The following is a 26,122-nucleotide window of genomic DNA, read 5'->3' as shown; positions in this document are numbered from 1 at the left end:
AAGGTCACATCCGGCAGCACCAAAAGCCCCGGCCTGTCACTGACAGGCCGGGGCTTTTGCGTTGCGGCGGCCGGTCCCTGCGTGCGCCCCGCTTTCGAGGCGTTAGAGTTAAAAGGCATGTCTACCACCCGAAGGAGGCCCCGTTGGGAATTTTGGACACCATCCGGAATCCGCAGGACCTGAGCAAGTTGACCGAAGAGCAGCTGTCCCAGCTGGCTGCGGAGGTCAGGAGTTTCCTGATCGGCAACGTGTCACAGACGGGTGGCCACCTCGGACCGAACCTCGGCGTTGTGGAACTGACCATGGCCGTGCATCGCATTTTTGATTCCCCGCGCGACAGCATTGTCTTTGACACCGGGCACCAGTCGTATGTACACAAACTCCTGACCGGACGCCAGGACTTCAGCACCCTCCGCCAGGAGGGCGGCATGTCCGGCTATCCGGACCGTGCAGAGTCCGAGCACGACATCGTGGAAAGCTCCCACGCCTCCTCATCGCTGTCCTGGGCCGACGGTATCTCCCGTGCCCGTCAGCTGACCGGCGACGGGGACCGCTACGTGATTGCCGTGGTGGGCGACGGTGCCTTGACCGGCGGCATGGCCTGGGAAGCGATCAACAACATCGCGGCGGACAAACGCCGCCGCGTCGTCATCGTGGTGAACGACAACGGCCGGTCCTATGCCCCCACTGTGGGCGGCTTCGCCGACTACCTGGCGTCGCTGCGCCCCACGATTGATTCATTCCGTGCGGCCCCGGCCTACGAGGGCACACTGGACTGGTGGAAGCGGAAGCTCCAAAACGGCGGACCCGTGGGCCAGTTTACGTACCGCAGCCTGCATGCCATGAAGAAGGGCATCAAGGACTGGTGGGCGCCGCAGGGAATGTTCGAGGACCTTGGCATGAAGTACATCGGCCCTGTCGACGGACACAACCTCCAGGCAATGGAGCACGCACTCTCGACCGCGAAAAACTATGCCGGTCCGGTCATCGTGCACGCCATGACGGAGAAGGGCCACGGCTACGCGCCGGCGCGTGCCCACGAGGCTGACCAGTTCCACGCCGTGGGCATCATCGATCCCGAAACCGGGGTGCCCACCGAGGCGGGCGGCGCGCAGTCCTGGACGTCCGTTTTCGCCGATGAGATTGCAGCCATCGCCGATGAGCGCAAGGACATCGTAGGCATCACCGGTGCCATGCTCATCCCCGTGGGCCTGCACAAGTTCGCCGCGCGGCACCCGGAACGCGTCTTCGACGTCGGTATTGCCGAACAGCACGCGCTCACCTCCGCCGCGGGTATGGCCTTCGGTGGCCTCCACCCCGTGGTTGCCGTCTACGCGACGTTCCTGAACCGCGCCTTTGACCAGCTGCTCATGGACGTGGCGCTGCACAAGGCCGGGGTCACCATTGTGCTGGACCGCGCCGGCGTCACCGGCCCCGACGGTGCCAGCCACCACGGCATGTGGGACATGGCCATGGTCCAGATTGTGCCCGGCCTCCACCTGGCTGCCCCCCGGGACGCCACCCGGCTCCGCGAGGAACTCCGCGAAGCCGTGGCCATCGAGGATGCCCCCACCGTAGTCCGGTATTCCAAGGGCAACGTTGGCGCCGAAGTGGAAGCCCTCGAACGGCTCAGCGACGGGGTGGATGTGCTGGCCCGCCGCCCTGCCGGTTCCAACGAAAACGACGTGCTGATCGTGAGCGTCGGCGCCATGTCCGAACTCGCCCTCGATGTTTCCAACCGGTTGGGCGCCCAGGGCATCAGCTCCACCGTGGTGGATCCCCGCTGGCTGCTGCCGGTACGCAAATCCATCATTGCGCTGGCTGCCCGCCACCGGCTGGTCATCTGCATCGAAGACGGCGTGCGGGCGGGCGGAGTGGGTTCACGCATCCGCCAGGAAATGCGTGCGGCCGGCGTGGACACCGCCCTCAACGAAGTGGGGCTGCCCGTGGAGTTCCTGGACCACGGTACCCGTGCGCAGGTTCTGGAACGTGTCGGACTGACCGCCCGCCAGATCACGCACGACGTCGTCGCGCAGGTCCTGGGGACCAAGGTGCCGTTCGCCCGGCCCCTGCCCGGCCAGGAACATCCGACTACGGGCAGCCTGCCGAAACTGTGATCCTGCACGAGGCCACACCCCCGGAGAGCCTCAAACCGGGAGACTTGGTGGTGGCGCGGAACCGCAAATGGGACGGCGGCGCCCACTGGGTGGTCCCGGGAAACTACCTCGGCGAGGACGCTCACGGCTGGTGGATCTTCCAACCCAAAGGATCGTTTATTTCGCGGCCCGGGGCAGCCTTCCATGCCAGGTCCGATGCCGTCCTCCTCGTTCCCCGCACGGGCGACTACGTGGCCACGTTCTACGACGACACCTACCCGGGGGACTTCCGGGTGTACGTGGACCTCGCCGTGGGCCACGGCTGGAACGTCATCCGGCCCGGCACCATGGAATTCCACGTCATTGACATGGACCTGGACGTGATCCGGTCCGTGACCCGCGGCGTCTACATCGACGACGAGGACGAATTCGCGGAACACCAGGTGAGCATGGCCTATCCCCGGAACCTCGTGGACCGCATGCTTGCGGAAACAGAACAGCTTTACCAGGCCGTTAAGGCACAGCAGGCACCGTTCGACGGCACAGACGCCGAGTGGTTCAGGAGAGGACGGGCATGAGCGGAATTATCAGGGTCTACAAACGTGACGACGAAGGGGTCCTGCTGTTCCGGGAGGCCTGGTTCGATGAGGACTACAACCAGTTCGTGATGAACCACGGCGTGGTGGGGCACCAGAGCAAGACAGACGAAACGGATGTTGCCGATGCTGCGGTCGCAGAACGCCTCATGGACGCTTTCGCGGTGCAGTGCGCCGAGGACGGCTATGCCGAGCTAGCCGAGGAAGAACAGTTCTGGGTGGTGGCCCAGTACGCCTTGAAGACCAAGGACGGCACGGACCGGGACCGCTACCTTGAGGAAAAAGCCAAGGACGCCCTGATCAGCCATCTTGCCTGGCGCGGCCTCGGCACCGTGGAAAGAAGCGAATTCAGCGACGCCAAGCTCAATATCTTCTGCCTGTGCCCGGACGTCAACAAAGCGGTCAACGCGATCAAGGTCTGCATCCGCGGCGAGGACCTGGACTTCACGAAACTGAGCATCGCTGCGGCGCCGTTCAGTGATCCCGAAGCGTTTAGGCTCAAGCACTCGCCGAAACCGGCTTCGGGCTTTACCCTCTAAGAGGGGGCAACCGACTCACTGGAGGGCATCCGCTATGGCGCCAAAATCCGTTCAACCAGGCCACACCCCGATTCCCCGCGGAATTGGCGCGCCTGCCCGCCGGGCCATGGCCCATGCCGGACTGGAAACCTTGGAACAAGTGGTCCAGTTCGGTCAACGGGAGCTGTTGAAGTTGCACGGAATGGGCGTCAAGACCATGGCCCAGCTTGAGGATGCCATGGACGAGCACGGACTCGAGTTCCCCGTGGCCTGAGCGGCCTTCCGCGCCCGGACCCTGCCCTGACGCTTTCGCGCAGGTGCGCGTCCGGGCCGTCATTGTGGCCGTTATAGGCTGATTCCATGACTGAATACCGACGCCTTGGAAATTCCGGTTTGACCGTCTCCGTTGTGGGACTCGGCTGCAACAACCTGGGCCGGGCCGATACCGTGACGGAGTCGCAGGAGGGCACCGACGCCGTCGTTCATGCCGCACTGGACGCCGGCATTACGCTTTTTGACGTCGCGGACACCTACGGCAGGTCGCCCGGACTCAGTGAAACCATGCTGGGCAAAGCCCTGGCCGGCCGCCGCGGGGACGCAATTGTCGCCACGAAATTCGGCATGGACATGCGCGGAGCCAATGGCAACGACTTCGGCGCCCGCGGGTCGCGCCGCTACATCGTCCAGGCCGCTGAAGCGTCGCTGAGGCGGCTCGGCACCGACTGGATCGACCTCTACCAGTTCCACACCCCGGATCCGCTGACCCCCATCGACGAGACCCTCGCCGCCCTCGACGATCTGGTGACCAGTGGGAAGGTCCGCTACATCGGCCACTCCAACCGGGCCGGCTGGCAGATCGCCGAGGCCGAATTTGTGGCCCGCGCCCGTGGAGGCACCCGGTTCATCTCCACCCAGAACCACTACAACCTGCTGGACCGGCGCGCTGAACTCGAAGTCACGCCTGCAGCCGAAGCCTACGGCCTGGGAGTGCTGCCGTACTTCCCCCTGGCCAACGGGCTGCTGACCGGCAAATACGCGCCGGGCAAGGCGCCGGAAGGCTCCCGCCTCAGCCACACGCGCACCAACCTGGTCAACGACGCCGACTGGGAGCAGCTGGACAAGTTCAGCAAGTTTGCCGCCGAGCGCAACCTCAGCGAGATCCAGGTCGCGTTCTCCTGGCTCGCGGCCCAGCCGTCCGTCAGCAGCGTGATCGCCGGCGCCACCCGGCCGGAGCAGATCCGCGAAAATGCGGCGGCCGTGGCCTGGGTGCCCAACGCGGAGGAGCGCGCCGAGCTGGATGGGATCTTCCCCCGCACGCCCAAGGTGGCACTCTTCTGATGCATTCGGTCCTGATGGACGTGGACACGGGGATCGACGATGCCCTGGCGCTGGTCTACCTCCTGTCCCGCCCCGACGTCCGGCTGCAGGCCATCACCTGCACCGCCGGAAACGTGGGTGCCCGCCAGGTGGCCCTGAATAACCTGGCCCTGCTGGAGTTATGCGGCATGTCGGGAGTAGAGGTGGCGATCGGGGCCGAGGTGCCCCTGGAGATCCCGCTGGTCACCACGGAGGAAACCCACGGCCCGCAGGGAATCGGCTACGCCGAGCTGCCGGTGCCGGCGCAGCACATCTCAGACCGGCACGCCGTCGACGTCTGGGTGGACGAGGTGCGCAAGCACCCCGGCGAGATCACGGGCCTCATTACCGGTCCGCTGACCAACTTCGCCCTCGCCCTCCGCCGGGAACCGGAACTGCCGCGGCTGCTCAAGGGGCTGGTAATCATGGGCGGCTGCTTCTACTACCAGGGCAACACCACCCCGACGGCGGAGTGGAACGTCTCGGTGGATCCGCATGCCGCCAAGGAGGTCTTTGCCGCCTACCGCGGCCTCCCGGAGGACAAACTGCCGGTGGTGTGCGCACTGGAGACCACCGAACTGATCGAGATGCGGCCCGAACACATGCAGCGCCTGGCCGATGCCGCCGGTACCAGTCCGGAACTCGTGCTCCCGGACCAGCCGGAGGGACTCCGCAGCAGCTCCGACAACCCCTTGATGGCATGCCTGTCCGACGCCATCCGTTTTTACATGGAGTTCCACCGGCTCTACGACCAGGGCTTCGTGGCGCACGTGCACGATGCCTTCGCCGCCTGCGTGGCCGTGGGGCGGACGGAATACACCGCCCGGCTGGCGACTGTCGACGTCGAGACCGGATCCCCGCTGCTGATGGGCACCACCGTGGCCGATTACCGCGGACTGTGGGGGCTGCCGCCGAACGCCCGGATTGTGACGTCCAACAATCCGAAGCAGTGCTTTGACGAGCTCATCAATTCAGTGGGGGCACTGGCCAGGCGGCTGGCCTAAGATGGTAGCTGCGTCGAGGTGACATAGGCGCACGTTTGCCGATCCCGGTACGGGTGTACCCGCGGAACGCAACCCACAGCCTAAGGAACAGCCATGTCACAGCAATCCCAGACACTTCCCGCCCCTGGACAGGCGGCAGTCCGCGGCCGCCGCCTGCTCGAAGCGCTCGGCGCGGTATCCATCGCAGCCACCTTCATCTTCCTGGTCCTGACGCAGCCCGCCGACATCACCAACGGGCTGGCGAGCGGCTCCGCCCTGGTAGCCCTGGGCGGTTTCCTGCTGGGAGCCATCCTCCTGATCATTGGAGTGCTGCCCACCCTTCCCACGTCCACCCTGGTGTTGATTCCCGTGGCACTCGTCCTCAACATCGCCCTCGGCCAAATCATGGGATCCACTGGACTGCCGTTCTACTTCGACGCGATCGGCACCGTCCTCATCGCCGTCCTGGCGGGTCCGGCGGCGGGGGCGGCAACAGGTGCCCTCAGCAGCATTGTCTGGTCCTTCATCAATCCCACGGTGCTGCCCTTCGCCGCCGGTGCGGCGCTCATCGGTTTCCTGGCGGGCGTGGCCGCGCGCTACGGGCTGTTCCGCCGCTTCTACCTTGCGCCGGTGGCAGGCTTCGTGACGGGCATCCTTGCCGGCGTTGTCTCCGCACCTATTGCGGCCTTTGTTTTCGGCGGCACCTCCGGCGTCGGTACCGGCGCCATTGTCAGCGCTTTCCGGGCCATGGGCGATACGCTCCTTGCCGCTATCACCAAGCAGGCACTGATTTCGGACCCCATGGACAAGGCCATTGTTTTCGCAGTCGTCGCGGTGCTGGTGTACGCGCTGCCGCGCCGGACCGCGCTGCAGTTTGCCTTTGTGCGGCGCTTCAACGTGCTGGCCGGCAAGAAGCAGGGAACCCCGGACGCCTGACGCCGTGCCCGTCCCGTTGAATACCCCCGCCGCGCCGGCCACCCCATCCATCCTCAATCCCCTGACCGCCTTGGCGGCGGCCGTAGCGGCTGCTGCCATCACGACGGCGGTGTCCAGCTGGGCGTGGTCCCTCGCCGTAGCTGTTGGCTGCGCCGTTCTGGCGGTGCGCGCCGGGGTGGCACGCCGGATGGCACCCGCCGCCGCCGTGATCCTGGCGCCCTTTTGGCTGTCGCTGCTGGTCATGCACGGGCTGTTCTTCCCCGAGGGGAAGACCGTCCTGGCTGACTGGGGCGCGGCACGGGTTACTGCTGAAGGCCTCGGTTTCGCGCTGGATATGGGTACGCGGACGGCCGCCTACGTCATGGTTTTCCTGCTCTTTTCGTTCACGGTGCGCGTGCCGGACCTCGTGGCCGTGATGTCAGCTCGACGTGTGCCTCCGCAGCTCGGCTTCGTCCTGGCGTCCACCCTGACGCTGGCGCCGGCCATCAGCAGCAGGCTGGCCCGGATCCGGCAGGCCCAGGAATCGCGGGGACTGGTACTCGGGGGCGGCCCGCTGTCCCGGCTGGCAGCGGCACGGCTGCAGATGCTGCCGCTGGTCCTGTCGCTCATCCAGGATGCCGGGGAGCGGGCGCAGGCGCTTGATTCGCGCGGGTTCAGCGGCACCCGCGTACGCACCAGCTACCGCGAGGTGCGGGATACCGCCGTCCAGCGCGGATTCAGGGCCGCAGTCCTGCTGCTGGCCATGGCCCTGGTGGGGCTGCGGATCTCCGGCCATTGGCCCTCGGGAGCCCCGGGATGAAGGCAGCTGCCCTGATCGAAGCCAGGATCGAGGCATTCAGCTACCACGGTGACGATTCGTCCGTCCTCCACGACGTCGCGCTGGCCGCCGCGCCCGGCACGCTCACTGCCGTGCTGGGCGGCTCCGGCAGCGGCAAGTCGACCCTTGGCAGGCTTTTGGCCGGCTGGCTGTCCAGCGGCAACTCCGGCCGGTTCACGGGGAGCCTGCACCTGCCCGCCGCGGCAAGCGGGGCGCCGGCGGAGGACAGCGGACCCGTCTATTTCCACGGCCGCGCGGACGACCCGCGAATCAATCCGGCGCTTTGGTCGGAGCACGTTGCCTTGGTTCCCCAGGAAGCCGCCGCCCTGCTGTCCACCGTAGGGTCCACCGTTGCCGAGGAACTGGCGTTCGGCCTTGAAAACCGGGGGATGGACAGGCAGCTGATGCGGGCGGAAGTGGCGCGTGCCGCCGACGCAGCGGGACTGACGGATCTGCTGGACCGCGCTCCCGCCACTCTGTCCGGCGGAGAACTGCGGCGGCTGGCCATCGCTTGTTCTGCCATTACTCGCCCCGGGGTGCTGGTCCTCGATGAACCGTTCGGCTCACTGGACCAGGCCGGCGCCGCGTCGGTGCGCGCGCTGGTTTGCGGCCTCCTGGATACCGGTACCGCCGTCATCGTCCTGAGCCAGACCGCAGATGAGCTTGCCCGCTCGGCAGGGCACTGGCTCGTGCTCGACGGCGGCACCGTCACCGCCCGCGGCACCCCCGGCGAGCTGGCGGGCGGACCCGCGCTACTGCGATCCGGCGTCGTAATTCCCGCCCCGGGGGGCACCGGCCCGCGCCCCCAGGCCGCTGGCCGCCTCCCGGCCGGTCGCCGTTCCGGCGGGGCAGATGCCCCTGCTGCGGTCCTGGAACTGGACAATGTCACCTTCGGCTATCCGGCCGGACGCCGGGCGCGCCGCGGAACCAGGGAACTTCCGCCGGGTGTGCTGGACGGGCTTAGCCTCGCTGTGGCGGCAGGTGAAATCGTAGCTGTGACGGGTCCGAACGGTACCGGCAAGTCCACCCTGCTCCGGCAGTTCAACGGCCTGCTTCGTCCGGACTTGGGCTCCGTCCGGATCCAGGGCAAGGACATCGCAGGGATTCCCACGGGAAGGGTCGCAGATCTCGTCGGCCTCCTGTTCCAGCACCCTCGGGACCAGCTCTTCGAACGGACGGTCCTGCGTGAAGTGCTCTTCGGCCTGGACCGCAAATTCGGGGCGGCAGCGGATGCGACGGCACGGGCTGCCCTGGCGGCCGTCGGACTCGATGATCAGCTTCAGATCCATCCGCATGAGCTGCCGGCATCCCGGCAGCGGCTGCTGGCCCTCGCCACCGTGCTCGCCCGTGAGCCGGGGCTCATCGCACTGGACGAACCGACCGTGGGGCTGGACCGCCACGGCCTCGAACGCCTTGATGACGCCGTTGGCGCCGCGGCAGTCCGGGGCGCCGCCGTCGTGATGGTCACGCACGAGCTCGACTATGCCCGTGCCACGGCCCACCGCGTCCTGGAACTCACGAACGGCACGCTGCGGGAACTGTGACCGCCGCGGGACACGGCAGCGCCGCCGCCCGCACCGGAGAATGGTGCGGGCGGCGGCGCTGTGTGACAGTGAAGCCCGGCGCTAGGCCGCTGCCGCCGCGGACGCGACACCCGGAGCCAGGAACCGCCTGCCGTTGACGCGTTCGGAGGCTCCCACCCGGTCCAGGTAGGGGGTGATGCCGCCGAGGAACATCGGCCACCCCGCCCCGAGGATCATGCAAAGGTCGATGTCTTCCGGTCCGGCCACCACGCCTTCGTCCAGCATGAGTCCGATTTCCTCGGCCAGCGCGTCCTGGGTCCGGCGGAGGACTTCCTCACCTGTGGAGGGGGAGGTGCCAAACGACAGCAGCGCCAGGGTTTCCGCGGGAATGAACGGCTTGCCGTCCGGGCCCTTGTCCGGCGCCCATATGGATTTAACGCCATTGTCGATGAGCTTCTGAAGGTTCTGGGAAACCGTAAAGCGGTCACCGAACGCGGCGTGCAGTGACTCCTGGACGTGCTGCGCCACCGGCAGGCCCACCATCGCGCCAAGCGTGAAGGGAGTCATGGGCAGACCCATGGGACGCAGCGCACTGTCCGCCACCTCGGCCGGTGTTCCTTCATCGAACGCGGCGGTCACTTCGCCCATCAGGCGCAGCAGGATGCGGTTGACCACAAACGCCGCGGCGTCCTTGACCAGGACCGCGGTCTTCTTCAGGCCCTTGGCGAGCTCAAACGCGGTGGCCAGCACGGCGTCGTCGGTTTTGGGTGCACGGACGATCTCCAGCAGAGGCATCACGGCCACCGGATTGAAGAAGTGGAATCCCACCAGGCGCTCCGGGTGCTCCAGGTCCTCGGCCATCGCGGTCACGGACAATGAGGAGGTGTTGGTCGCCAGGATGCACTCGGGGGAGACGATTGCCTCCACCTCGGCGAACACCTGCTTCTTGACGTTCAGTTCCTCAAACACGGCCTCGATGACGAAGTCCGCGTCGGCAAACGCCTCCTTGGACACCGAGCCGGTCACCAGCGCCTTGGTGCGGTTGGCGGCGTCGGCACTGATCCGCTTTTTCGCCAGCATCTTGTCCACTTCAGCGTGGACGTAGCCCACACCTTTGTCCACGCGGGACTGGTCGATGTCCGTCATCACCACGGGCACCTTGAGCTGCCGGGCGAAGAGCAAGGCCAGCTGGCTGGCCATCAGGCCTGCGCCCACCACCCCAACCTTGGTCACGGGCCGGGCCAGCTTGCGGTCCGGTGCGCCGGCCGGGCGCTTGGACCGCTTTTGCACGAGGTCCAGGAACGCGTACACCGTGGAGCGGAACTCGTCGGTCTGCATGAGGCCGGCCAGGGTCTCGCACTCGAGTGCTGCCGAGTCCGCCTGGCTCATGGTTCTGTTGGCCTCCATGATGTCCAGCACCTTTGCCGGCGCAGGCGACGCATTGGACGTCTTGGACTCCACGAAGCCGCGCCCGCCGGCAACGGCCGCCGCCCAGCGCTCGGCAACCGCCGGATCGGAGGGGTCGACGGCGTTGGGCCGTTCCGGGGCTGTCTCACCCGAGATGACGCCTGCGGCCCAGGCCAGGGACTGTTCCACGAAGTCCGCAGGTTCGAAAATGGCGTCCGCTATTCCCAGGCCGAAGGCCTGCGGACCGGTGAGCGTCCGGTTGTTGCTGAGCGGATTCTCGATCATCACCTTGACGGCGCTCTCCGGTCCGATCAGCCGCGGCAGGATGTAGACGCCTCCCCAGCCGGGCACCAGCCCGAGGAAGGATTCGGGAAGTGCCAGCGCCCCGGCGCCGGTGGAGACCGTGCGGTAGGTGGACTGCAGCGCGATCTCCAGCCCGCCGCCCAGTGCAACACCGTTGATGAAGGCGAAGCTGGGAACGCCCAGGTTGGCCAGCGTGGCATAGACGTCATGGCCGAGCTGCGCCATCCAGAGGCCGTGGTCCCGGTTGTTGAGGGACTTGACGGCCGACAGGTCCGCGCCGGCCACCAGGTAATAGGGCTTGCCGGTGACGCCGACGCCAACGATCTCGCCGCGGGCTGCACGGTCCTTGAGGCCCTCGAGGACCGTGCCCAGTTCCACGAGCGTGTTCGGGCCAAGCGTGGTGGGCTTGGAGTGGTCCAGCCCGTTGTCCAGGGTGATCAGCGCGAAGGTTCCGGGGCTCGGTTTGCCGCCGGCTGCGGGCAGCTGGATGTCCTGCACGTAGGAATGCGTGACCGTCTCGTCGGGGAAGAGATCGGCAAGCTTACGGAAATCTGCGGCGCTCATGCTGCGGCTCCTTCAGTCTCGGTGGTTGCTGTGGCGGCATCGTCGGCTGGTGACGGGACGCCGCTGTAGCCTGTGTATTCCGAGTGACGCGGGTTTTCCCAGATGACGGTGGCGCCCATGCCCAGGCCGATGCACATGGTGGTCATGCCGTACCGGACCGAGGGGTCCTCTTGGAACTGGCGCGCCAGCTGGTTCATCAGGCGTACTCCGGACGAGGCCAGGGGATGCCCGACGGCGATCGCGCCGCCGTAGCGGTTGACCCTGGGGTCCTCGTCGGAAATGCCGAAGTGGTCCAGGAAGCTCAGCACCTGGACGGCGAAGGCCTCGTTGATTTCGAACAGCCCGATGTCCGAAATGCCGAGGCCGGCGTTCTTCAGCGCCTTCTCCGTGGCCGGGACCGGGCCGATGCCCATGACTTCGGGCTCCACGCCGGCGAAGGCGTAGCTGACCAGGCGCATCTTCACCGGCAGTCCGAGCTCGGCGGCGGCATCCGCCGAGGCCAGCAGGGCCGCCGTCGCACCGTCATTCAAACCGGCCGCATTGCCGGCAGTTACCCGGCCGTGGGGGCGGAAAGGGGTGCGCAGCGCGGCGAGGTCCTCGAGCGACGTTCCGGGCCGGGGCGGCTCGTCAACAGTGTTGACCGTCCAGCCCTGCCCCGGCTTCATCGTGGCCACCGGCACCAGGTCCGGCTGGATCTGGCCCTTTCCGTAGGCCGCTGCCAGCTTGTCCTGGGACGCCACCGCGTAGGCGTCTGTGCGGTCCTTGGTGATGGCCGGAAAACGGTCGTGCAGGTTCTCCGCTGTGTTCCCCATGTTCAGCGCGGCGCGATCCACCAGGCGCTCGGACATGAAACGGGGATTGGGGTCGGCTCCCTCGCCCATCGGGTGGTTGCCCATGTGTTCCACTCCGCCGGCGATGACGACGTCGTAGGCCCCGAAGGCAATGCCGCTGGCCGTTGTGGTCACCGCGGTCATTGCGCCGGCGCACATGCGGTCCACCGCGAATCCCGGGACGGTGCGGGGGAGTCCGGCCAGCAGTGCCGCGGTGCGGCCGATGGTGAGCCCCTGGTCGCCGGTCTGGGTGGTGGCGGCGACGGCCACCTCGTCGATGCGGTCCGCAGGAAGTGAGGGGTTGCGGCGCATCAGTTCGCGGATGCACTTGACCACGAGGTCATCAGCCCGGGTTCCGGCGTAGATGCCCTTTTCGCCTGCGCGCCCGAAGGGGGTGCGGACGCCGTCCACAAAAACGACGTCGCGGACGGTTCTGTGATTTCCCAGGGGGCTTCTGCTGCTGGGTGTTCCGCTGTGGGGTTGGCTCACGTGATACTCCTCATCGAGACATGGGTGCCGGATGCACGCCTATGGCGGTGTCGGTCCGGGCGGCATTGATCCCAATGTTACTCGTGAGTAACTTAGCTGGCAAGGACCCGGCGGACTGTTTGCCCGGGACGCGGCCGGCCAGGCGGGGCAGGTCCGGGGAGCCTAGCTTCCGGTGCCGGGCGCGGCCTTGGGTTCCTTGGGTTCCTTGGGCGGCAGCGGCTGCGGATTGAGGAACGCCGCCGTGATCAGCGGAGCCGTCAGTTCGATCTGCCACGGCCGGGCACCGAGTTCACCGAGCTCCTCGGCGATCCCTTCTTCGCTGAGCTCGGCAGGCGGACGCCATGCCACCCGGCGGAGGAAGTCTGGCGTGAGCAGGTTTTCGACCGGCAGGTTCAGTTCGTCGGCCTTGTCCTGCAGGAGGGGCCTGGCAGTAGCCAGGCGTTCGGCCGCAGCCGGATCCCGGTCCGCCCATACCCGCGGCGGCGGCGGAGCGTTGGTCGGCAGATGCAGCGGAGGCAGCTCCTCCATCGTCCTCGCCGTCGCGATGCACCGCAGCCAGCGCGGAGCCTCGCGCTGTGCGGCCCGGCCGTGGAACCCCTTGGTGCCGAGCAGTTGGGGCACGGTGGAGGGCATGGCTTTCGCCGCGGCCACAAGGGCTGAATCGGGGATGAGCCGGCCCGGGGCCACGTCGCGCTTGCGGGCCAGGGAATCCCGTTCCAGCCACAGTTCGCGGACCGCAGCCAGCTGGCGGCGGTCCCTGATCTGGTGCAGCCCGGAGGTCTTGCGCCAGGGATCCACACGGGGAGGGGCGAGTCCGGCCGCGAGGATGGCGGCGAACTCCTGCTCGGCGTATTCCAGCTTCCCGTCGGCCTGGAGCAGCTCGATGAGTTCTTCGCGCAGCTCCGTGAGGACCTCCACGTCCAGGGCCGCGTACCGCAGCCAGGGTTCAGGGAGCGGGCGGGTGGACCAGTCGGCGGCGGAATGTTCCTTGGCGAGGCCGAAGCCGAGCAGCTGCTCAATGACTGCTGCCAGGCCCACCCTGGGAAGTCCCGCGAGACGCGCCGCCAGCTCGGTATCGAACAGTTTGTGCGGCCACATGCCCAGCTCCGACAGGCACGGAAGGTCCTGGCTCGCTGCGTGCAGGATCCATTCGACACCCTCCAGGGCGTCGTTGATGATCTGCAGGTCCCCGAAGGGTTCAGGATCGATGAGCCACGTTCCCGAGCCCTCGCGTCGGATCTGCACCAGGAAGGCCCGTTGCCCGTAGCGGAAGCCCGACGCGCGCTCCGCATCCACCCCCGCCGGACCCGTCCCCGCGGCTATGGCGGCGGCGCAGCGTTCCAGTCCCGCAGGGGTTTCGATAACCAGCGGTACCCCGTCGCGGGGCGAGTCCAGGTCAATGACCTCGGGGACCAGGCTGTCGAAGCCTTCCACCGTGATGTGGGGAGTAATGTCAGCAGCCGGGACGCCGGCTGTGGTGTGTTCCGGATTTTGAGGGGTCATGATGCCTTCAGTTTACCGACATCGCGCTGAGGGGCGCCCCGCCGTAGCCAGCCATGGTCAGTTGCGCCGCCTGCGGGGCAGGGCGGAGACACCCTCCGGCAGCGGCGGGAGTCCGGCGAACGTGCAGACCATGTCCGACCACGCCTCCAGGTGCGAGCGGATATCCGGCCCCTCGGGTGTCCAGGACGCCCGCAGTTCGATGTCGATGGAACCCGGCCGGTCGGCGAGGGTGCCGAAGCTTTCGGACAGGATCCTCGTGGCTGTTCCGCCCGCTGCACGGTAGGGAGCCTTGTGGTTTTCCAGCGCCTCAACCAGCCAGGTCCAGGCCACCGAACCGAGCATTTCGTCGTTTCCCATCTCCGCCTCCAACTGGGCGCGGATATAGGTGACAATCCGGAACTCCCCGTCCCACACGGCTGAGCCGTCAGGATCGTACAGCAGGATGAACCGGCCGGTGGCGAGTTCCTCGGCGTCGTCGTCGTTGGTTCCCGCAGCGCGGACCAGGGCAGCGGAAACCGGCCCGTGCACGGCGGCGGGGCCAGGCCCCGGGACCGGGCCGATGACCTCAGCTCCGAGGGCCACCGCGTAGGGTGCCAGCCGTGAGGGCGCCGGGATCTCGTCCAGATGCAGCTCACTGCGGCACCGTGCTTTTCGAAGGGATCCCAACGCGGTAAGGAACTCCGCGGGAACCTGGGCGAGTTCGTTCACATTCGCAGGTTACGCAAAATGTGCCGCCGTTCCCCGCAGGCTCGCCGCCCCGTGCGCCCCGTCAACCGGCCGCCAGCTCCCGCTTGATGGCGGTGACGAATGAATCCACGTCCTCCTCGCTCGTATCGAACGAGCACATCCAGCGGACCTCCCGGGCGGCTTCGTTCCAATCATAGAAGCGGAATGATTCCCGCAGCCGGTCGGCAACCCCTTCCGGCAGGATGGCAAAGACGCCGTTGGATTCCGTCTTCTGGGTGGGTTCCACGCCGTCGATACCGTCCACTGCAGCGCGCAACCGGGCAGCCATCGCGTTGGCGTGCCTGGCGGAACGCAACCACAGGTCACCCTCGAGCAGGGCGATGAACTGGGCGGACATGAACCGCATCTTGGAGGCCAGCTGCATGTTCATTTTGCGGAGGTAGATCAGCCCCTGCGCGGCGCCGGGGTTCAGCGCCACCACCACTTCGCCGAACAGCAGCCCGTTCTTGGTGCCGCCGAACGAGAGGATGTCCACTCCGGCGTCGCGCGTGAACGTGCGCAGCGGCACGTCGAGGTGGGCTGCGGCATTTGCCAGCCGGGCACCGTCCATGTGGAGCTTCATGCCCTTCGCATGGACGTGGTCCGCAATGGCGCGCACCTCCTCGGGCGTGTAACAGGTGCCCAGCTCGGTGGTCTGGGTGATGGACACGGCCAGGGGCTGGGCCCGGTGCTCGTCCCCCCAGCCCCAGGCTTCCCTGTCGATCAACTCAGGGGTAAGTTTGCCGTCGGCGGTGGGGACCTGGAGCAGCTTGATGCCGCCGATCCGCTCCGGGGCGCCGTTCTCATCCATATTGATGTGCGCCGTCGACGCACAGATCACCGCGCCCCAGCGGGGGAGCAGGGACTGGAGCGAGAGGACATTGGCCCCCGTTCCGTTGAAGACGGGAAAGCACTCGATGCCGGGGCCGAAGTGCTCCTCCATCAGAACCTGCAGCCGTGCCGTGTAGTCGTCTTCGCCATAGGAGACCTGGTGGCCCTCGTTGGCAGCTGCCAGTGCCGCCAGGACTTCCGGGTGGACGCCCGAATAGTTGTCGGACGCGAATCCCCGGACGGCGGGGTCATGGAGCCGGCCCCCGGTGGCGGCAGGGGCATTCTCAACTGTGGTTGTCATTGCTTTGGTCACGCTTTCAGTCTAGGGATGTGCGCCGTTATCGGCTAAGAACCAGCCGCCGGCCGTTCAGTTCCGCTGCGGAAGCGGTGAAAAGTCCGACGGCGGCAGCGGCCAGGTCGGTAACGTCGGTGAAGCCGGGGAAGTTGCGGGACGGGGACCGTTCGCGCATGGCATCGTCCACGAGACCCTTCACCACGAAGATGACCGCGGCGCTGTGCGTGCCCTTGCTGAAGCCCTCGGCAACCGCAAGGGTCCATGCTTCGGCGGCCGCCTTTGCGGCAACGTAGCTTGCGCCTGCCGCCGTCGGGGTTTCAGCAGCAGCGGAGGTCACCATGGCGAAACGGCCGGTTTCCGAAGCCGCTAGGTCGTCGTAGAACACCCGCGTGACGTTCCGCACGGTGGTGACGGCTGTCCGCTCCAGGAAGTCCCAGTCCTCGTCGCTCTGGTCCGTGATGCCCTTGGAGCCGCGCCAGCCGCCCACCAGGTGGATAACGCCGTCCACCCTTCCGGCGGTGCCCGAGATGGCTGCGTGCAGCGCCCGGACGTCGGCCAGGCTGGCGAGGTCACAGACCAGGGGAGTGACGCCGTCGCCCGCTTCAGCGGCGGCAGCTTCGATCCGTGGGCCATCCGAACCGACCACGAACACCGTATGGCCGGCTGCGCGCAGCGCACGTGCGGTGGCGATCCCGGCCGGACCGCTACCGCCCGTGACCACCACGTTCAGGGGGTGTCCGCCACTCATCCGGCGTTCAGGGCCCGCGTGTCGGCAGCGGAGCCGCTGCCGGTGTCTGACGATCCGGTGATGCCGGCTGTGGACTCGATGACGGGACGCATCTTCTTCTCGAGGGCTTCATAGAACATGGACAGCGGGAATTCGTCGTCGAGCACCTGGTCGGTGAGGCCGCGCGGCGGTCCGGCCAGGGGCAGCGCGCCCGGGCCCTTGGCCCAGACGGACGCCGGGTTGGGGGTGACGGTCCCGGAGATCAGCTCGTAGGCGGCCAGCCAGTGGGCCATCTTGGGGCGGTCGATCGAGCGCCAGTAAAGCTCTTCGATCCTGGCACCGAGCTCAACCACGACGTCGGCGACTTCGTCCCAGTCAATGCTGAGTTTGCTGTCGGTCCAGTGCAGGACGCGGTGCTGGTGCATCCAGGCGAAGAGCAGCTGGCCGCCGAGGCCGTCGTAGTTACGGACGCGGCTGCCGGTGATGGCGAAGCGGAAGATCCGGTCGAAGATGACGGCATACTGGACGAGCTTGGCGTGCCGGCGTGCTTCGGGGTCAGCCTCTTCGTCCTTTTCGATCTTCACGGATTCGCGGAAGGCGGTCAGGTCGCAGCGGAGTTCCTCCAGTGAGTACAGGAAGTACGGCATCCGCTGCTTGATCATGAACGGATCGAAGGGCAGGTCGCCGCGCATGTGGGTGCGGTCATGGATCAGGTCCCACATCACGAACGTTTCCTGGGTGAGCTTCTGGTTCTCCAGGAGCTCCGCCGCTTCGGCGGGGAGCTGCAGCCGGGTGATGTCTGCGGCGGCTCCGAGGACGCGGCGGAAGCGGGCCGCTTCCCGGTCCGCGAAGATGGCACCCCACGTGAACGTCGGGGTTTCCCGGACGGCGACAGTTTCCGGGAAGAGTACTGCGGAATTGGTGTTGTAGCCGGGAGTGAAGTCAACGAACCGGATCGGGACGAAGAGTTTGTTGGAGTACTCGCCGTCCTCGAGGCCGGCAATGAACTCCGGCCAGATGACCTCGATCAGGACTGCCTCCACGAGGCGGCTGCTGCTGCCGTTCTGGGTGTACATCGGAAACACCACCAGGTGCTGCAGCCCGTTGACGCGGTGCTGCTGCGGCTGGAAGGCCAGCAGCGAGTCCAGGAAATCCGGCACACCGAAGCCGCCGGCGGCCCAGCGGGCGAAGTCGCCGACCAGGAGTTCGAGGTACCGGGCGTCATGCGGAAATGCCGGGGCCAGTGCCTCCACAGCCGCGCAGATGGTGCCGACGTGTGCGCCAGCCGCATCATGGTTGGCGTGATCCGGGACGGAGCCGTCCTGGACCTGGAGAGCCTGGAGTGCCGTTGCGGCAGCCTTGAGCCGCAGCCATTCCGGGTGGTTTTCGGTGAGCCGGGCAGGGGCGGTGAGAGCGGTCGTAGTCATCGTCGGCGATCGCCTTTCTGATTGCTTGGAGCTTCTACGGCGAGCGTAGCAAGCAAACAGATCTCCTAATGCAAAATCAGCCTGAGCATAAGAAAGACTTGTGCAAGTGGAGTGGCAGCCCTGCCCCAGCGCTAGCGGGTGCAGGGCTGCCGATGAATTACTCGGCGTCGTCCGCCTTAACCAGGGTCAGCGAAACGGAGTTGATGCAGAAGCGCTGGTCCGTGGGCGTACCGTAGCCCTCGCCCTCGAAAACGTGGCCCAGATGTGAATCACAGCTCGCGCAACGGACCTCCACGCGGTCCATGCCCATGGTGCGGTCATGGATGTAGCGGACGGTGCCGTCCGCGAGCGGTGCCCAGAACGAGGGCCAACCGCAGTGGGAATCGAACTTTTCGTTGCTGGTGAACAACTCCGTACCGCAGGCGCGGCATTTGTAGACACCGGCCGTGTGGGTGTCCCAGTACTCGCCGGTGTAGGGCCGTTCGGTCCCTGCCTGGCGGAGCACCCGGTACTCCTCCGGCGTCAGCTCCTGCCGCCATTCCTCGTCGGACTTTTCAACCCGCGCAGTGGCATTTTCCGTGGCGGATCCAGCGGGCTGGACCTGGACGGGCGTGACTTTCGGCTTGTTGCTAAAGATGCTCATGGCTTCAACAACGCTCAGGAGTCCCCGATAAATCCCGAGCCGGCGTAAAGGTGCAGCACCGGCAGCCCCAGCTGGTCCTGGGCCTTGTTGGCCCAGTCGGTATGGAAGGTGTCGGCAATGGCGTGCGGGCGCGTGATGACGACGGCCTGGCCGGCGCCGACTTCCTTGACCTTTGCCACCAGTCCCTGCACGGCGCCGCCGTCCACCACCTCGCCGCTGACACCGCCGCCGATTCCGGCAAGCGCGTTGAGCGATACCGCAAGGGTTTCGGCGGCGGCAGCCCGCTCGGATGCAGGATCCGGGGCGTGGGAGGTCAGTTCGCGGAAGGCCTTGGCCACATCCAGGAGGGACAGGTTCTCCAGGAAGTCCACCAGGAGGTGCCGTTCCGTGTTGGCCGGGACCAGCACAACGAGGGGCGCGTCACCCCCGTCCACCAGGCGTTCGATGTTTACGCGGTCGTCCGCACCCAGCGGCTCTTCTGTCAAAATGACGATTGGATCGCTCATGCCCCCAGCCTAGTCCCGGCCCGGTCTTCCCGCACGCAGATCCGCCGCCGGTGGCGTGCCCGAATATGTCCCAAAGGCCGTCAGCAGTAAGAATGGATCCATGGCATCCATCCCGGGGCTGCGCCCGGCCACCCCAGCGAATCCGCCCCCTGCCCTGGACAGGGTCCGAAGCGCCGCCGACGACGGCATGTCGTCCAGCGCCAAATGGGCCGTGGGCGGCGTAATCGCTGGAGGCGCCGCTGCGGGGCTGCTGGGCGCCGGGTCCTCGGCCCTTGCCCTGTATTTCGCCCGGCGGGTCATAACGCCGGTGCGGGTCCGGGACGAGAACCAGGAAGTGCTGGCCGTCATCCGTGCCGGGGACGGACTCCAGGTCATCCTCGCCGCCACCGACGATGCCACCGTGGAAGGCGTGTACGGCTTGTTCTTCGACGGCGGCCGCGGACACGCGCGGATCGGCAGGATCGTTTCCTACTCACCCGCGGAACGCACCGTACTGCGCGAGGTCGAAGCCGTCTATGCCGGCGATCTCACCACGGCCCGCCGTGGCTACTGGAGCGGCGCCGCCTACCCCGACGCCGCGTCCATCGGGCTGTCCGCCGAGGACGTGGAAGTCGACGTCGACGGCGGAACTGCGCCGGCCTGGCTGGTGCGTGCGCCGGAGCCTTCGGATGTCTGGGCCATCATGGTCCACGGTCGCGGTGCCACCCGGCAGGAGTGCCTGCGCGCCCTGCGTCCGGCACGGGAGCTCGGGCTGACCAGCCTGGTGATCTCCTACCGCAACGACGGGCTGGCGCCCTCGGCCCCCGACGGGCGCTACGGCCTCGGTTCCACCGAATGGCGCGACGTCGAGGCGGCCATCAGTTTTGCGATTGCCAACGGCGCGAGGGAAGTGGTGCTGTTTGGCTGGTCCATGGGCGGCGCGATCTGCCTGCAGACAGCGGATCTGTCACGGCACCATAACCTGATCCGGGCGATGGTGCTTGACGCTCCGGTGGTGGACTGGGTGAACGTGCTGGCGCACCATGCACAGCTGAACCGGATCCCCTCTGCCGTGGGACGCTACGGACAGCTGATGATGGGCCACCCCCTGGGCCGGCGCCTGACCGGGCTGGCGGCACCGGTGGACCTGAAGTCGATGGACTGGGTCTCCCGTGCCGTGGAGCTCAGGACGCCCACGCTGATCCTGCACAGCGTCGACGATGAGTATGTACCCTACGGGCCTTCTGCCAGCATCGCGGAGAAGAACCCCGAGATGGTCACCTTCGAGACCTTCCAGACGGCCCGGCACACCAAGGAATGGAATGTGGATCCGCAGCGATGGGAAAGTCTGGTCACCGCCTGGCTCCGGCGGCAACTGGCGCCCCGCGCCAATCCGGGCTCCCGTACCAGGGTCCCTGATCCCGCTACTGCTGACGCTAACGGTCCGGAGTAGCTTTCGGGCCGGTTCCGATGCGGGCAGTAATGGCGCGGGTGAGCCTCACCAGGTGTTCCGGGTGCAGTTCGATGTCCAGGCCGCGCCGGCCGCCGGAAACCAGGATGCTGTCAAGGCCGAGAGCGCTTTCATCCAGGACGGTGGGGGAGGGTTGGCGCTGTCCCAGTGGTGATATTCCGCCCAGGACGTACCCGGTCCTGCGCTGCGCGGTGGCCGGGTCCGCCATGGCGGCCTTCTTGCCGCCCAGGGCGGCGGCAATTGCCTTCAGGTCAAGGTTTCCGTGCACGGGCACTATCCCCACCGCGAGGCGGCCGTCCACATCCACCATCAGCGTCTTAAAGACCCTGGCTGGATCCACTCCCAAAACTTCGGCGGCTTCCATGCCGTAGCTGGCAGCTGAGGGGTCGTGGCTGTACGGATGCAACACGAAAGGAACGCCGGCCGCAGCGAGTGCTGCCGTGGCCGGCGTTCCCTGGGAAGCCTGTTTGCGTGCCAAGCCGGGTCCGGTCCTAGGCTTCAGGAGCGGCGGACGCGGCGACCTTGCGCTTGATGCGTCCCAGCATGGCGGTCATTCCCCGCATGCGCAGGGGAGTGATGGCACGCGTGAGGCCCAGCAGTTCCGGCATGTCGTCCGGAACTGCGAGGATCTCCGGTGCCGTGAGACCGTCGAGTCCTTCGTGAAGGACCCCGGCGAAGCCGCGGGTGGTGGGTGCTTCCGGCGGTGCCTTGAAGTACAGCCGCACGCTGTCCGGCGTGCCGGCGTCGTGCTTTTCCGTCTCAATGGTCAGGAACAGCGGCGACTGGCACTCCACAACCTGCTCCAGCAGTTCCGGGTGGTCCTTCAACCGTTCCGGCAATTCGGGGAGCCCTTGGGAGAACTCCAGCAGCAGTTGCAGCCGCTCGGGTTCGGTCAGGGCCTGGAAGTCGTCAACTATTTCCGCGAGGGGGGCGGGAAGGGCGTGGGTATTCATCAAGCCCAGTTTACGCCGGTACCGTGCCGCGCTCGGCTCCCTTGGCGATGGGCACACGGACGGCGTTGCCCCACTCGGTCCAGGAACCGTCGTAGTTGCGCACGCTATCGAAGCCCAGCAGGTACTTCAGGGCGAACCAGGTGTGGCTGGAGCGCTCACCGATGCGGCAGTACGCCACGACGTCGTCGCCTGCCGTGAGGCCCGCTTCGCCGAGGTAGAGTGCCTCGAGTTCGGTGCGGTTGCGATAGGTGCCGTCCTCGGCCGCAGCGCGGGCCCAGGGGATGGAGGCCGCGGTGGGGATGTGGCCGCCGCGCAGGGCGCCCTCCTCCGGGTAGGCAGGCATGTGGGTGCGCTGGCCGGTGTATTCCTCGGTGGAGCGGACGTCGATCAGCGGCTTGCCGAAGTGGGCCAGCACATCCTCCTTGAAGGCGCGGATGGGGGCGTCGTTGCGCTCGACCTCGGGGTAGTCAGCGCGGGCAGGGACAGTAACATCGGTGGTGATTGCCCGGCCCTCGGCCATCCACTTGTCGCGGCCGCCGTCAAGGAGCCTGACGTCCTCGTGGCCGAAGAGCGTGAAGACCCACAGCGCGTAGGCAGCCCACCAGTTGGACTTGTCGCCGTAGATCACTACTGTGCTGTCCCGGGAGATGCCCTTGGCCGCGGCCAGCGCCGCAAACGCCTTGCCGTCAACGTAGTCGCGGGTGACCTCGTCGTTCAGGTCGGTGTGCCAGTCGATCTTGACCGCCCCCGGGATGTGGCCGGTTTCATAGAGCAGGACGTCTTCATCGGACTCCACCACCACAAGCTTGCCGTCGGCCAGGGCGCCGCCGTCGATGGCAGCCGCCAGCCACTCGGTGGACACGAGGCGCTCCGGGTGCGCGTACGCTGCGAACTTTTCGTTCTCTTCAACTGGGTAGGACATGGGGATGGCCTTTCACTGAAATGGTCATGGGGCCCGCTGCCGGGAAGCGTCGCTGCGGCGGGCCAGTTCCAACACTAACCACGCCCCGCCGCTAATGGGCTACTGCGTTCACAGAGGGAAATATGGCCTTGGTCACGTGGGCTCGCCGCGTTATGAGGCCGGTGCTGCATTGCCGGTATCCTTTCTGGGGACACGAGACCAGCAGAACGGACCACCTTGGTACAGATCGAACAGCTCTCCGCGCGGACACCGTCGGTTTCCGTGGATGAACTCCTCAAGGGTTTCTATCCCTCCCCGCGGTTTGGAGAGGTTTCCTTTGCCAGCTACCGGCCTGACCTTTCGCAGCCGAGCCAGGCCGCTGCGGTGACGGCCCTCGAATCCTTCGCAAACGGTGTTGGCGCCAATGGAAGCTCCGGACTTTTCAAGAAGCTGTTTGCGAAGAAGGACACTTCCCGCGCCGGCATCTACCTGGACGGCGGCTTCGGCGTGGGGAAGACGCACCTGCTGGCCTCGCTGTGGCATGCGTCCCCCGGGCCGAAGGCCTTCGGCACCTTTGTTGAATACACCAACCTGGTTGGCGCACTCTCGTTCCGTAAGACCGTCGAAGCGCTGAGCAGTTACAAGCTTGTGTGCATCGATGAATTCGAACTCGACGATCCGGGCGACACGGTTTTGATGTCACGGCTCATGCGGGAACTGGCCGACGCCGGCGTCAAGCTCGCCGCCACGTCAAACACCCTCCCCGGTTCCCTGGGCGACGGCCGGTTCGCTGCCGTCGACTTCCAGCGTGAGATCCAGGTGCTGGCAGACCAGTTCGACGTCGTCAGGATCGACGGCGAGGACTTCCGGCACCGCGGACTCCCGGCAGCGCCGGCCCCGTTGAAGAACGACGACCTGACGCACCACATGCAGGCGGAATTCCACGGTAAGACCGTGGCCCGGGATGACTTTAAGACCCTCATCAACCACCTCGCCGGAGTCCACCCCAGCCGGTACCGGCAACTCCTGGCCGGCATTGAGGGCGTTGTGTGGCGTGATGTGGAAACCATCACCGAGCAGGCGGTGGCCCTGCGCTTCGTAGTGCTTGCGGACCGGCTGTACGACAAGGACGTGCCCATCCTGGCCAGCGGGGTCCCGTTCGATCAGCTCTTCACGGAAGAGATGATGACCGGAGGCTACACCAAGAAGTACTACCGCGCGGTGTCCCGTCTCACGGCGCTGGCGCGCGAAGGCCAGAACCACGAACCGTCCTAGCTGTTAAACGCCAAAGGTGCCGGCGCCGCCTCACGGCGGGACCGGCACCTCGCTGACGTTCCTGGGTTATTAGCCCTACGGCCGGGGTTCCCCGGCTACAGGGGGCTCTCCGGCGACGGGAGGTTCGTCCACAGGAGCCGCGTGCGGCTTAGGGTCGACCTTGTCCACGAGGCCGGCTGCGCCTTTCTGGACGGAATCGATCCTGTCGGCGTACTTTCCGCCGGTCTTAGAGTCGATGAAATCACCGGCTTTGCCGATGCCGTCCTTGATGGCCTGTTCGTTGCCACCAACCAGTCGCTGAGCCTTGCCCTTCAGATCGTCAAGAATACCCACGGGCACCTCCCTTCTGTCGCGGAGCCAGATTGCTCCTCCGCATTCGATCCTAGCCCGGAGTCGCTGGGCGTGCCAAGGGCGCGCGCCGGGAGTTGTCTAGGGTCCAGGTGCCCTATTTCGGGAACTTCGTCCGCGCCCGGACAACAAAAAAGCAGCTCCGGAGAGCTGCTTGATGGTGGGCGATACTGGGATCGAACCAGTGACCTCTTCCGTGTCAGGGAAGCGCGCTACCGCTGCGCCAATCGCCCGCAACCGGAAGGATCCGGAGTGGAATTAAAAAAAGAGAGCGGACGACGAGATTCGAACTCGCGACATCCACCTTGGCAAGGTGGTGCTCTACCAGCTGAGCTACGTCCGCATTCAGTCCATGCCGGCCGGGCCGGTGGTACTTCATCAAGCAAGTTGCCTTGCTCTGGTGGGCGATACTGGGATCGAACCAGTGACCTCTTCCGTGTCAGGGAAGCGCGCTACCGCTGCGCCAATCGCCCAAATGTTTTCCGGCATAAACCGGATACCAAGGTTTTCACCGAGGTGGGTACGGGATTCGAACCCGTGTATACGGCTTTGCAGGCCGCTGCCTCGCCTCTCGGCCAACCCACCGTGTAAGCCAGGTTCCGAAAAACCTTTGCTATGACAGTGTCCTGCGAGCGGACGACGAGATTCGAACTCGCGACATCCACCTTGGCAAGGTGGTGCTCTACCAGCTGAGCTACGTCCGCATTATTGTCAGCATTTCCGTGCCGCATTCGGCATTTCCTCGCGTTCCAACGAGTAAGAACTCTATAGGAGGTTCAGGGAACTTACAAATCGGGGCCCCGTCATGTACTCCCGACAGCCCTGCTTCCTTGAAATCTAGGGGATTTTGCTAATTACAGTTATGTAATTCGATCCTGGCGATGCGCGCCTAGCCGCTCCCGGAGGCGCCGGACGTCGGCCGGCGGGCCGACTCTCCGGCGACGTAATTTGTGTCCGTGGGGGCGGCCGGAGCTTCGATTTTCCAAATGGTGCCGGGGTGGGCTAGCATTCAATGGCATTGGGGCGATTGGCGCAGTGGTAGCGCGCTTCGTTCACACCGAAGAGGTCACTGGTTCGAACCCAGTATCGCCCACCAACGAATGGCCCGTTCCGCTGACCAGCGGAACGGGCCATTTTCGCTTTTCGGCAGCGCCCCCACGCCACGCAATCCTGTCGGCCCTTCATGAAAGAGTGTTTGCATGACAGATCCACTCCTTGCCCACGCCACGGAATACGGGCGGATGTATGCACGCTCCACCTCCGAGTCGTTTTCCGTTCCGTCCATCACCACCGTTATCGGCCAGCAGCCGCACGGCCTCGACGGCTGGTTCGGGTACATGGGGGCGAACAGCCTGGCCAGCGATCCGATGCTTCCCGGCATTCTGGGAAGTCCCGCCAAAGTCCGCCAGGCAGTCAGCCGCGCGGCAAAGGCCGCGGAGGTGTACCGCGACGACGCCGCGAAGCGCGGAGACCGCGTGCACAACTACTGCGAACAGGTGGCGCTCCGGGCGCTCGGCCGCCCGCATCAGATGAAGGAGATGCGTGAAGCGCTGGCAGCAAACGGCGAGGAAGCGTTCGCAGCGCGCTTCGACGAGTGGTGGGAGCTCTTTGGCGTGGAGCCTGTTGCCCCGGAAGTCACGGTCTGGAACAAGACCGTAGGCTATGCAGGCACCCTCGACCTTGTGGCCAGGATCAACGGCAGGACCTGCATCATCGACTACAAGACCAAGGGCACCACCCGGGACGGCACGGTCAAGCCGCTGGATGACAAAGTCGTCATGCAGCTGGTGGCCGGAATGAAGGCTGAGGAAAGCCTTGTCGATCCCGTCGCGGGGGAGTGGGAGCCCTGGCAGCACGGGGAGTCCCCGATCCTGCTCGCGGTCGCGATCGGACAGACGGAGGTCCGGCCGATGCGTGCCAACCCGGAGGTGCTCAAGCACCACTGGTGGAAGTTCTGCGCCCTCCGGCGGGTCTGGGAGATGTCGGCAGACACCTCCAGCGCCGGGACCGCCCTCCTGCCGGTGGCACCGCCGTCCGTGCCTGTGGCACCGCCCGCACTTCAGGCTGTGCCCGGGAGGTAGCCGGCCAACTAAACTGGACTGGATCCCGTACCGCCGTT

General features: G+C 66.4%; 25 protein-coding genes and 6 tRNA genes. 13 read left to right on the top strand and 18 right to left on the bottom strand.

Annotation, left to right across the window (positions count from 1 at the left end):
• The first annotated feature begins 143 nt into the window (after positions 1-143).
• From dxs to ACFVWT_RS17490, 9 genes are all read left to right on the top strand, one after another.
• Positions 144-2,117, top strand: coding sequence for a 1-deoxy-D-xylulose-5-phosphate synthase (gene dxs, locus ACFVWT_RS17530; protein ID WP_390250050.1), 1,974 nt, complete (start codon positions 144-146; stop codon positions 2,115-2,117).
• Positions 2,118-2,119: 2 nt separating this feature from the next.
• Positions 2,120-2,674: a DUF402 domain-containing protein gene (locus tag ACFVWT_RS17525; RefSeq protein WP_390250287.1), complete on the top strand. Its 555-nt coding sequence runs from the start codon at positions 2,120-2,122 to the stop codon at positions 2,672-2,674.
• Positions 2,671-3,231 (top strand): hypothetical protein, encoded by a 561-nt coding sequence (locus ACFVWT_RS17520; RefSeq protein ID WP_390250048.1) that lies wholly within the window; start codon positions 2,671-2,673, stop codon positions 3,229-3,231. The genes ACFVWT_RS17525 and ACFVWT_RS17520 overlap by 4 nt, the downstream gene beginning before the upstream one ends.
• Positions 3,232-3,265: 34 nt before the next feature.
• Positions 3,266-3,484, top strand: a complete 219-nt coding sequence (locus tag ACFVWT_RS17515; protein WP_011691508.1) for a hypothetical protein — start codon at positions 3,266-3,268, stop codon at positions 3,482-3,484.
• An 86-nt stretch (positions 3,485-3,570) separates the two neighbouring features.
• Positions 3,571-4,548, top strand: coding sequence for an aldo/keto reductase (locus tag ACFVWT_RS17510; RefSeq protein ID WP_390250045.1), 978 nt, complete (start codon positions 3,571-3,573; stop codon positions 4,546-4,548).
• Positions 4,548-5,570, top strand: coding sequence for a nucleoside hydrolase (locus tag ACFVWT_RS17505; RefSeq protein WP_390250043.1), 1,023 nt, complete (start codon positions 4,548-4,550; stop codon positions 5,568-5,570). The genes ACFVWT_RS17510 and ACFVWT_RS17505 overlap by 1 nt, the downstream gene beginning before the upstream one ends.
• A gap of 93 nt (positions 5,571-5,663) precedes the next feature.
• On the top strand, positions 5,664-6,485 hold the full coding sequence (locus tag ACFVWT_RS17500; RefSeq protein WP_390250041.1) for an ECF transporter S component: 822 nt from the start codon (positions 5,664-5,666) through the stop codon (positions 6,483-6,485).
• A gap of 4 nt (positions 6,486-6,489) precedes the next feature.
• On the top strand, positions 6,490-7,284 hold the full coding sequence (locus ACFVWT_RS17495; protein ID WP_390250039.1) for an energy-coupling factor transporter transmembrane component T: 795 nt from the start codon (positions 6,490-6,492) through the stop codon (positions 7,282-7,284).
• The gene (locus ACFVWT_RS17490) at positions 7,281-8,846 is read left to right on the top strand and encodes an ABC transporter ATP-binding protein (RefSeq protein ID WP_390250037.1); all 1,566 of its coding nucleotides are present in this window, start codon (positions 7,281-7,283) and stop codon (positions 8,844-8,846) included. The genes ACFVWT_RS17495 and ACFVWT_RS17490 overlap by 4 nt, the downstream gene beginning before the upstream one ends.
• A gap of 81 nt (positions 8,847-8,927) precedes the next feature.
• On the opposite strand, the gene ACFVWT_RS17485 is transcribed toward ACFVWT_RS17490, so the two are convergent.
• The 9 genes from ACFVWT_RS17485 to ACFVWT_RS17445 all read right to left on the bottom strand — a co-directional run bounded on the left by ACFVWT_RS17485 (position 8,928) and on the right by ACFVWT_RS17445 (position 19,076).
• Positions 8,928-11,099 (bottom strand): 3-hydroxyacyl-CoA dehydrogenase NAD-binding domain-containing protein, encoded by a 2,172-nt coding sequence (locus ACFVWT_RS17485; protein ID WP_390250035.1) that lies wholly within the window; start codon positions 11,097-11,099, stop codon positions 8,928-8,930.
• The gene (locus tag ACFVWT_RS17480; RefSeq protein ID WP_390250033.1) at positions 11,096-12,418 is read right to left on the bottom strand and encodes a thiolase family protein; all 1,323 of its coding nucleotides are present in this window, start codon (positions 12,416-12,418) and stop codon (positions 11,096-11,098) included. Before ACFVWT_RS17480 ends, ACFVWT_RS17485 begins: the two co-directional genes overlap by 4 nt.
• A gap of 162 nt (positions 12,419-12,580) precedes the next feature.
• A complete protein-coding gene (locus ACFVWT_RS17475; protein ID WP_390250031.1) occupies positions 12,581-13,921 on the bottom strand; it encodes an HRDC domain-containing protein in 1,341 nt (446 codons plus the stop codon).
• 57 nt (positions 13,922-13,978) lie between these two features.
• Complete coding sequence (locus ACFVWT_RS17470) at positions 13,979-14,629, bottom strand: DUF3000 domain-containing protein (RefSeq protein WP_390250029.1); 651 nt, start codon at positions 14,627-14,629, stop codon at positions 13,979-13,981.
• Positions 14,630-14,690: 61 nt separating this feature from the next.
• A complete protein-coding gene (locus tag ACFVWT_RS17465; RefSeq protein WP_390250027.1) occupies positions 14,691-15,779 on the bottom strand; it encodes a threonine aldolase family protein in 1,089 nt (362 codons plus the stop codon).
• Between the two features lie 37 nt (positions 15,780-15,816).
• On the bottom strand, positions 15,817-16,521 hold the full coding sequence (locus tag ACFVWT_RS17460) for an SDR family oxidoreductase (RefSeq protein ID WP_390250024.1): 705 nt from the start codon (positions 16,519-16,521) through the stop codon (positions 15,817-15,819).
• On the bottom strand, positions 16,518-17,927 hold the full coding sequence (locus tag ACFVWT_RS17455) for a DUF6421 family protein (protein ID WP_390250022.1): 1,410 nt from the start codon (positions 17,925-17,927) through the stop codon (positions 16,518-16,520). The genes ACFVWT_RS17460 and ACFVWT_RS17455 overlap by 4 nt, the downstream gene beginning before the upstream one ends.
• Positions 17,928-18,084: 157 nt before the next feature.
• Positions 18,085-18,570, bottom strand: coding sequence for a peptide-methionine (R)-S-oxide reductase MsrB (gene msrB, locus ACFVWT_RS17450; RefSeq protein WP_390250020.1), 486 nt, complete (start codon positions 18,568-18,570; stop codon positions 18,085-18,087).
• 14 nt (positions 18,571-18,584) lie between these two features.
• Positions 18,585-19,076, bottom strand: coding sequence for a hypothetical protein (locus ACFVWT_RS17445; RefSeq protein WP_390250018.1), 492 nt, complete (start codon positions 19,074-19,076; stop codon positions 18,585-18,587).
• Positions 19,077-19,176: 100 nt separating this feature from the next.
• On the opposite strand from ACFVWT_RS17445, the gene ACFVWT_RS17440 reads away from it, so the two are divergent.
• Positions 19,177-20,508: an alpha/beta hydrolase family protein gene (locus ACFVWT_RS17440; protein ID WP_390250016.1), complete on the top strand. Its 1,332-nt coding sequence runs from the start codon at positions 19,177-19,179 to the stop codon at positions 20,506-20,508.
• On the opposite strand, the gene ybaK is transcribed toward ACFVWT_RS17440, so the two are convergent.
• From ybaK to ACFVWT_RS17425, 3 genes are read right to left on the bottom strand one after another with little or no spacing between them, the layout of a single operon-like run.
• On the bottom strand, positions 20,492-21,004 hold the full coding sequence (ybaK, locus tag ACFVWT_RS17435; protein WP_390250014.1) for a Cys-tRNA(Pro) deacylase: 513 nt from the start codon (positions 21,002-21,004) through the stop codon (positions 20,492-20,494). The genes ACFVWT_RS17440 and ybaK overlap by 17 nt on opposite strands.
• Positions 21,005-21,017: 13 nt before the next feature.
• Positions 21,018-21,479 carry a SufE family protein gene (locus ACFVWT_RS17430; protein ID WP_390250012.1) on the bottom strand — a complete coding sequence of 154 codons (462 nt, stop codon included), beginning with the start codon at positions 21,477-21,479 and terminating at the stop codon, positions 21,018-21,020.
• Between the two features lie 10 nt (positions 21,480-21,489).
• Positions 21,490-22,401 (bottom strand): sulfurtransferase, encoded by a 912-nt coding sequence (locus ACFVWT_RS17425; protein WP_390250008.1) that lies wholly within the window; start codon positions 22,399-22,401, stop codon positions 21,490-21,492.
• A gap of 216 nt (positions 22,402-22,617) precedes the next feature.
• On the opposite strand from ACFVWT_RS17425, the gene zapE reads away from it, so the two are divergent.
• Complete coding sequence (gene zapE / locus ACFVWT_RS17420) at positions 22,618-23,655, top strand: cell division protein ZapE (RefSeq protein WP_390250006.1); 1,038 nt, start codon at positions 22,618-22,620, stop codon at positions 23,653-23,655.
• 75 nt (positions 23,656-23,730) lie between these two features.
• Here the strand turns inward: zapE and ACFVWT_RS17415 are convergent, their stop codons facing one another.
• From ACFVWT_RS17415 to ACFVWT_RS17390, 6 genes are all read right to left on the bottom strand, one after another.
• Entirely contained in the window at positions 23,731-23,988 is a 258-nt protein-coding gene (locus ACFVWT_RS17415; RefSeq protein ID WP_390250004.1) for an antitoxin, read from the bottom strand.
• Between the two features lie 173 nt (positions 23,989-24,161).
• Positions 24,162-24,236: transfer RNA gene (locus ACFVWT_RS17410), tRNA-Val, on the bottom strand.
• A 37-nt stretch (positions 24,237-24,273) separates the two neighbouring features.
• A tRNA-Gly gene (locus ACFVWT_RS17405) sits at positions 24,274-24,346 on the bottom strand.
• Between the two features lie 55 nt (positions 24,347-24,401).
• Positions 24,402-24,476 (bottom strand) — tRNA-Val (locus tag ACFVWT_RS17400).
• A gap of 41 nt (positions 24,477-24,517) precedes the next feature.
• Positions 24,518-24,588: transfer RNA gene (locus ACFVWT_RS17395), tRNA-Cys, on the bottom strand.
• Between the two features lie 46 nt (positions 24,589-24,634).
• A tRNA-Gly gene (locus ACFVWT_RS17390) sits at positions 24,635-24,707 on the bottom strand.
• Between the two features lie 317 nt (positions 24,708-25,024).
• On the opposite strand from ACFVWT_RS17390, the gene ACFVWT_RS17385 reads away from it, so the two are divergent.
• Positions 25,025-25,099, top strand: a tRNA-Val gene (locus ACFVWT_RS17385).
• Positions 25,100-25,202: 103 nt separating this feature from the next.
• The gene (locus ACFVWT_RS17380; RefSeq protein ID WP_390250002.1) at positions 25,203-26,084 is read left to right on the top strand and encodes a cytochrome; all 882 of its coding nucleotides are present in this window, start codon (positions 25,203-25,205) and stop codon (positions 26,082-26,084) included.
• Positions 26,085-26,122: the final 38 nt, after the last annotated feature.

The sequence above is a fragment of the Arthrobacter sp. NPDC058288 genome, assembly GCF_042880995.1.
In the GTDB taxonomy this organism is placed as follows: domain Bacteria; phylum Actinomycetota; class Actinomycetes; order Actinomycetales; family Micrococcaceae; genus Arthrobacter.
This window is presented reverse-complemented; position numbering and strand designations above follow the sequence as displayed.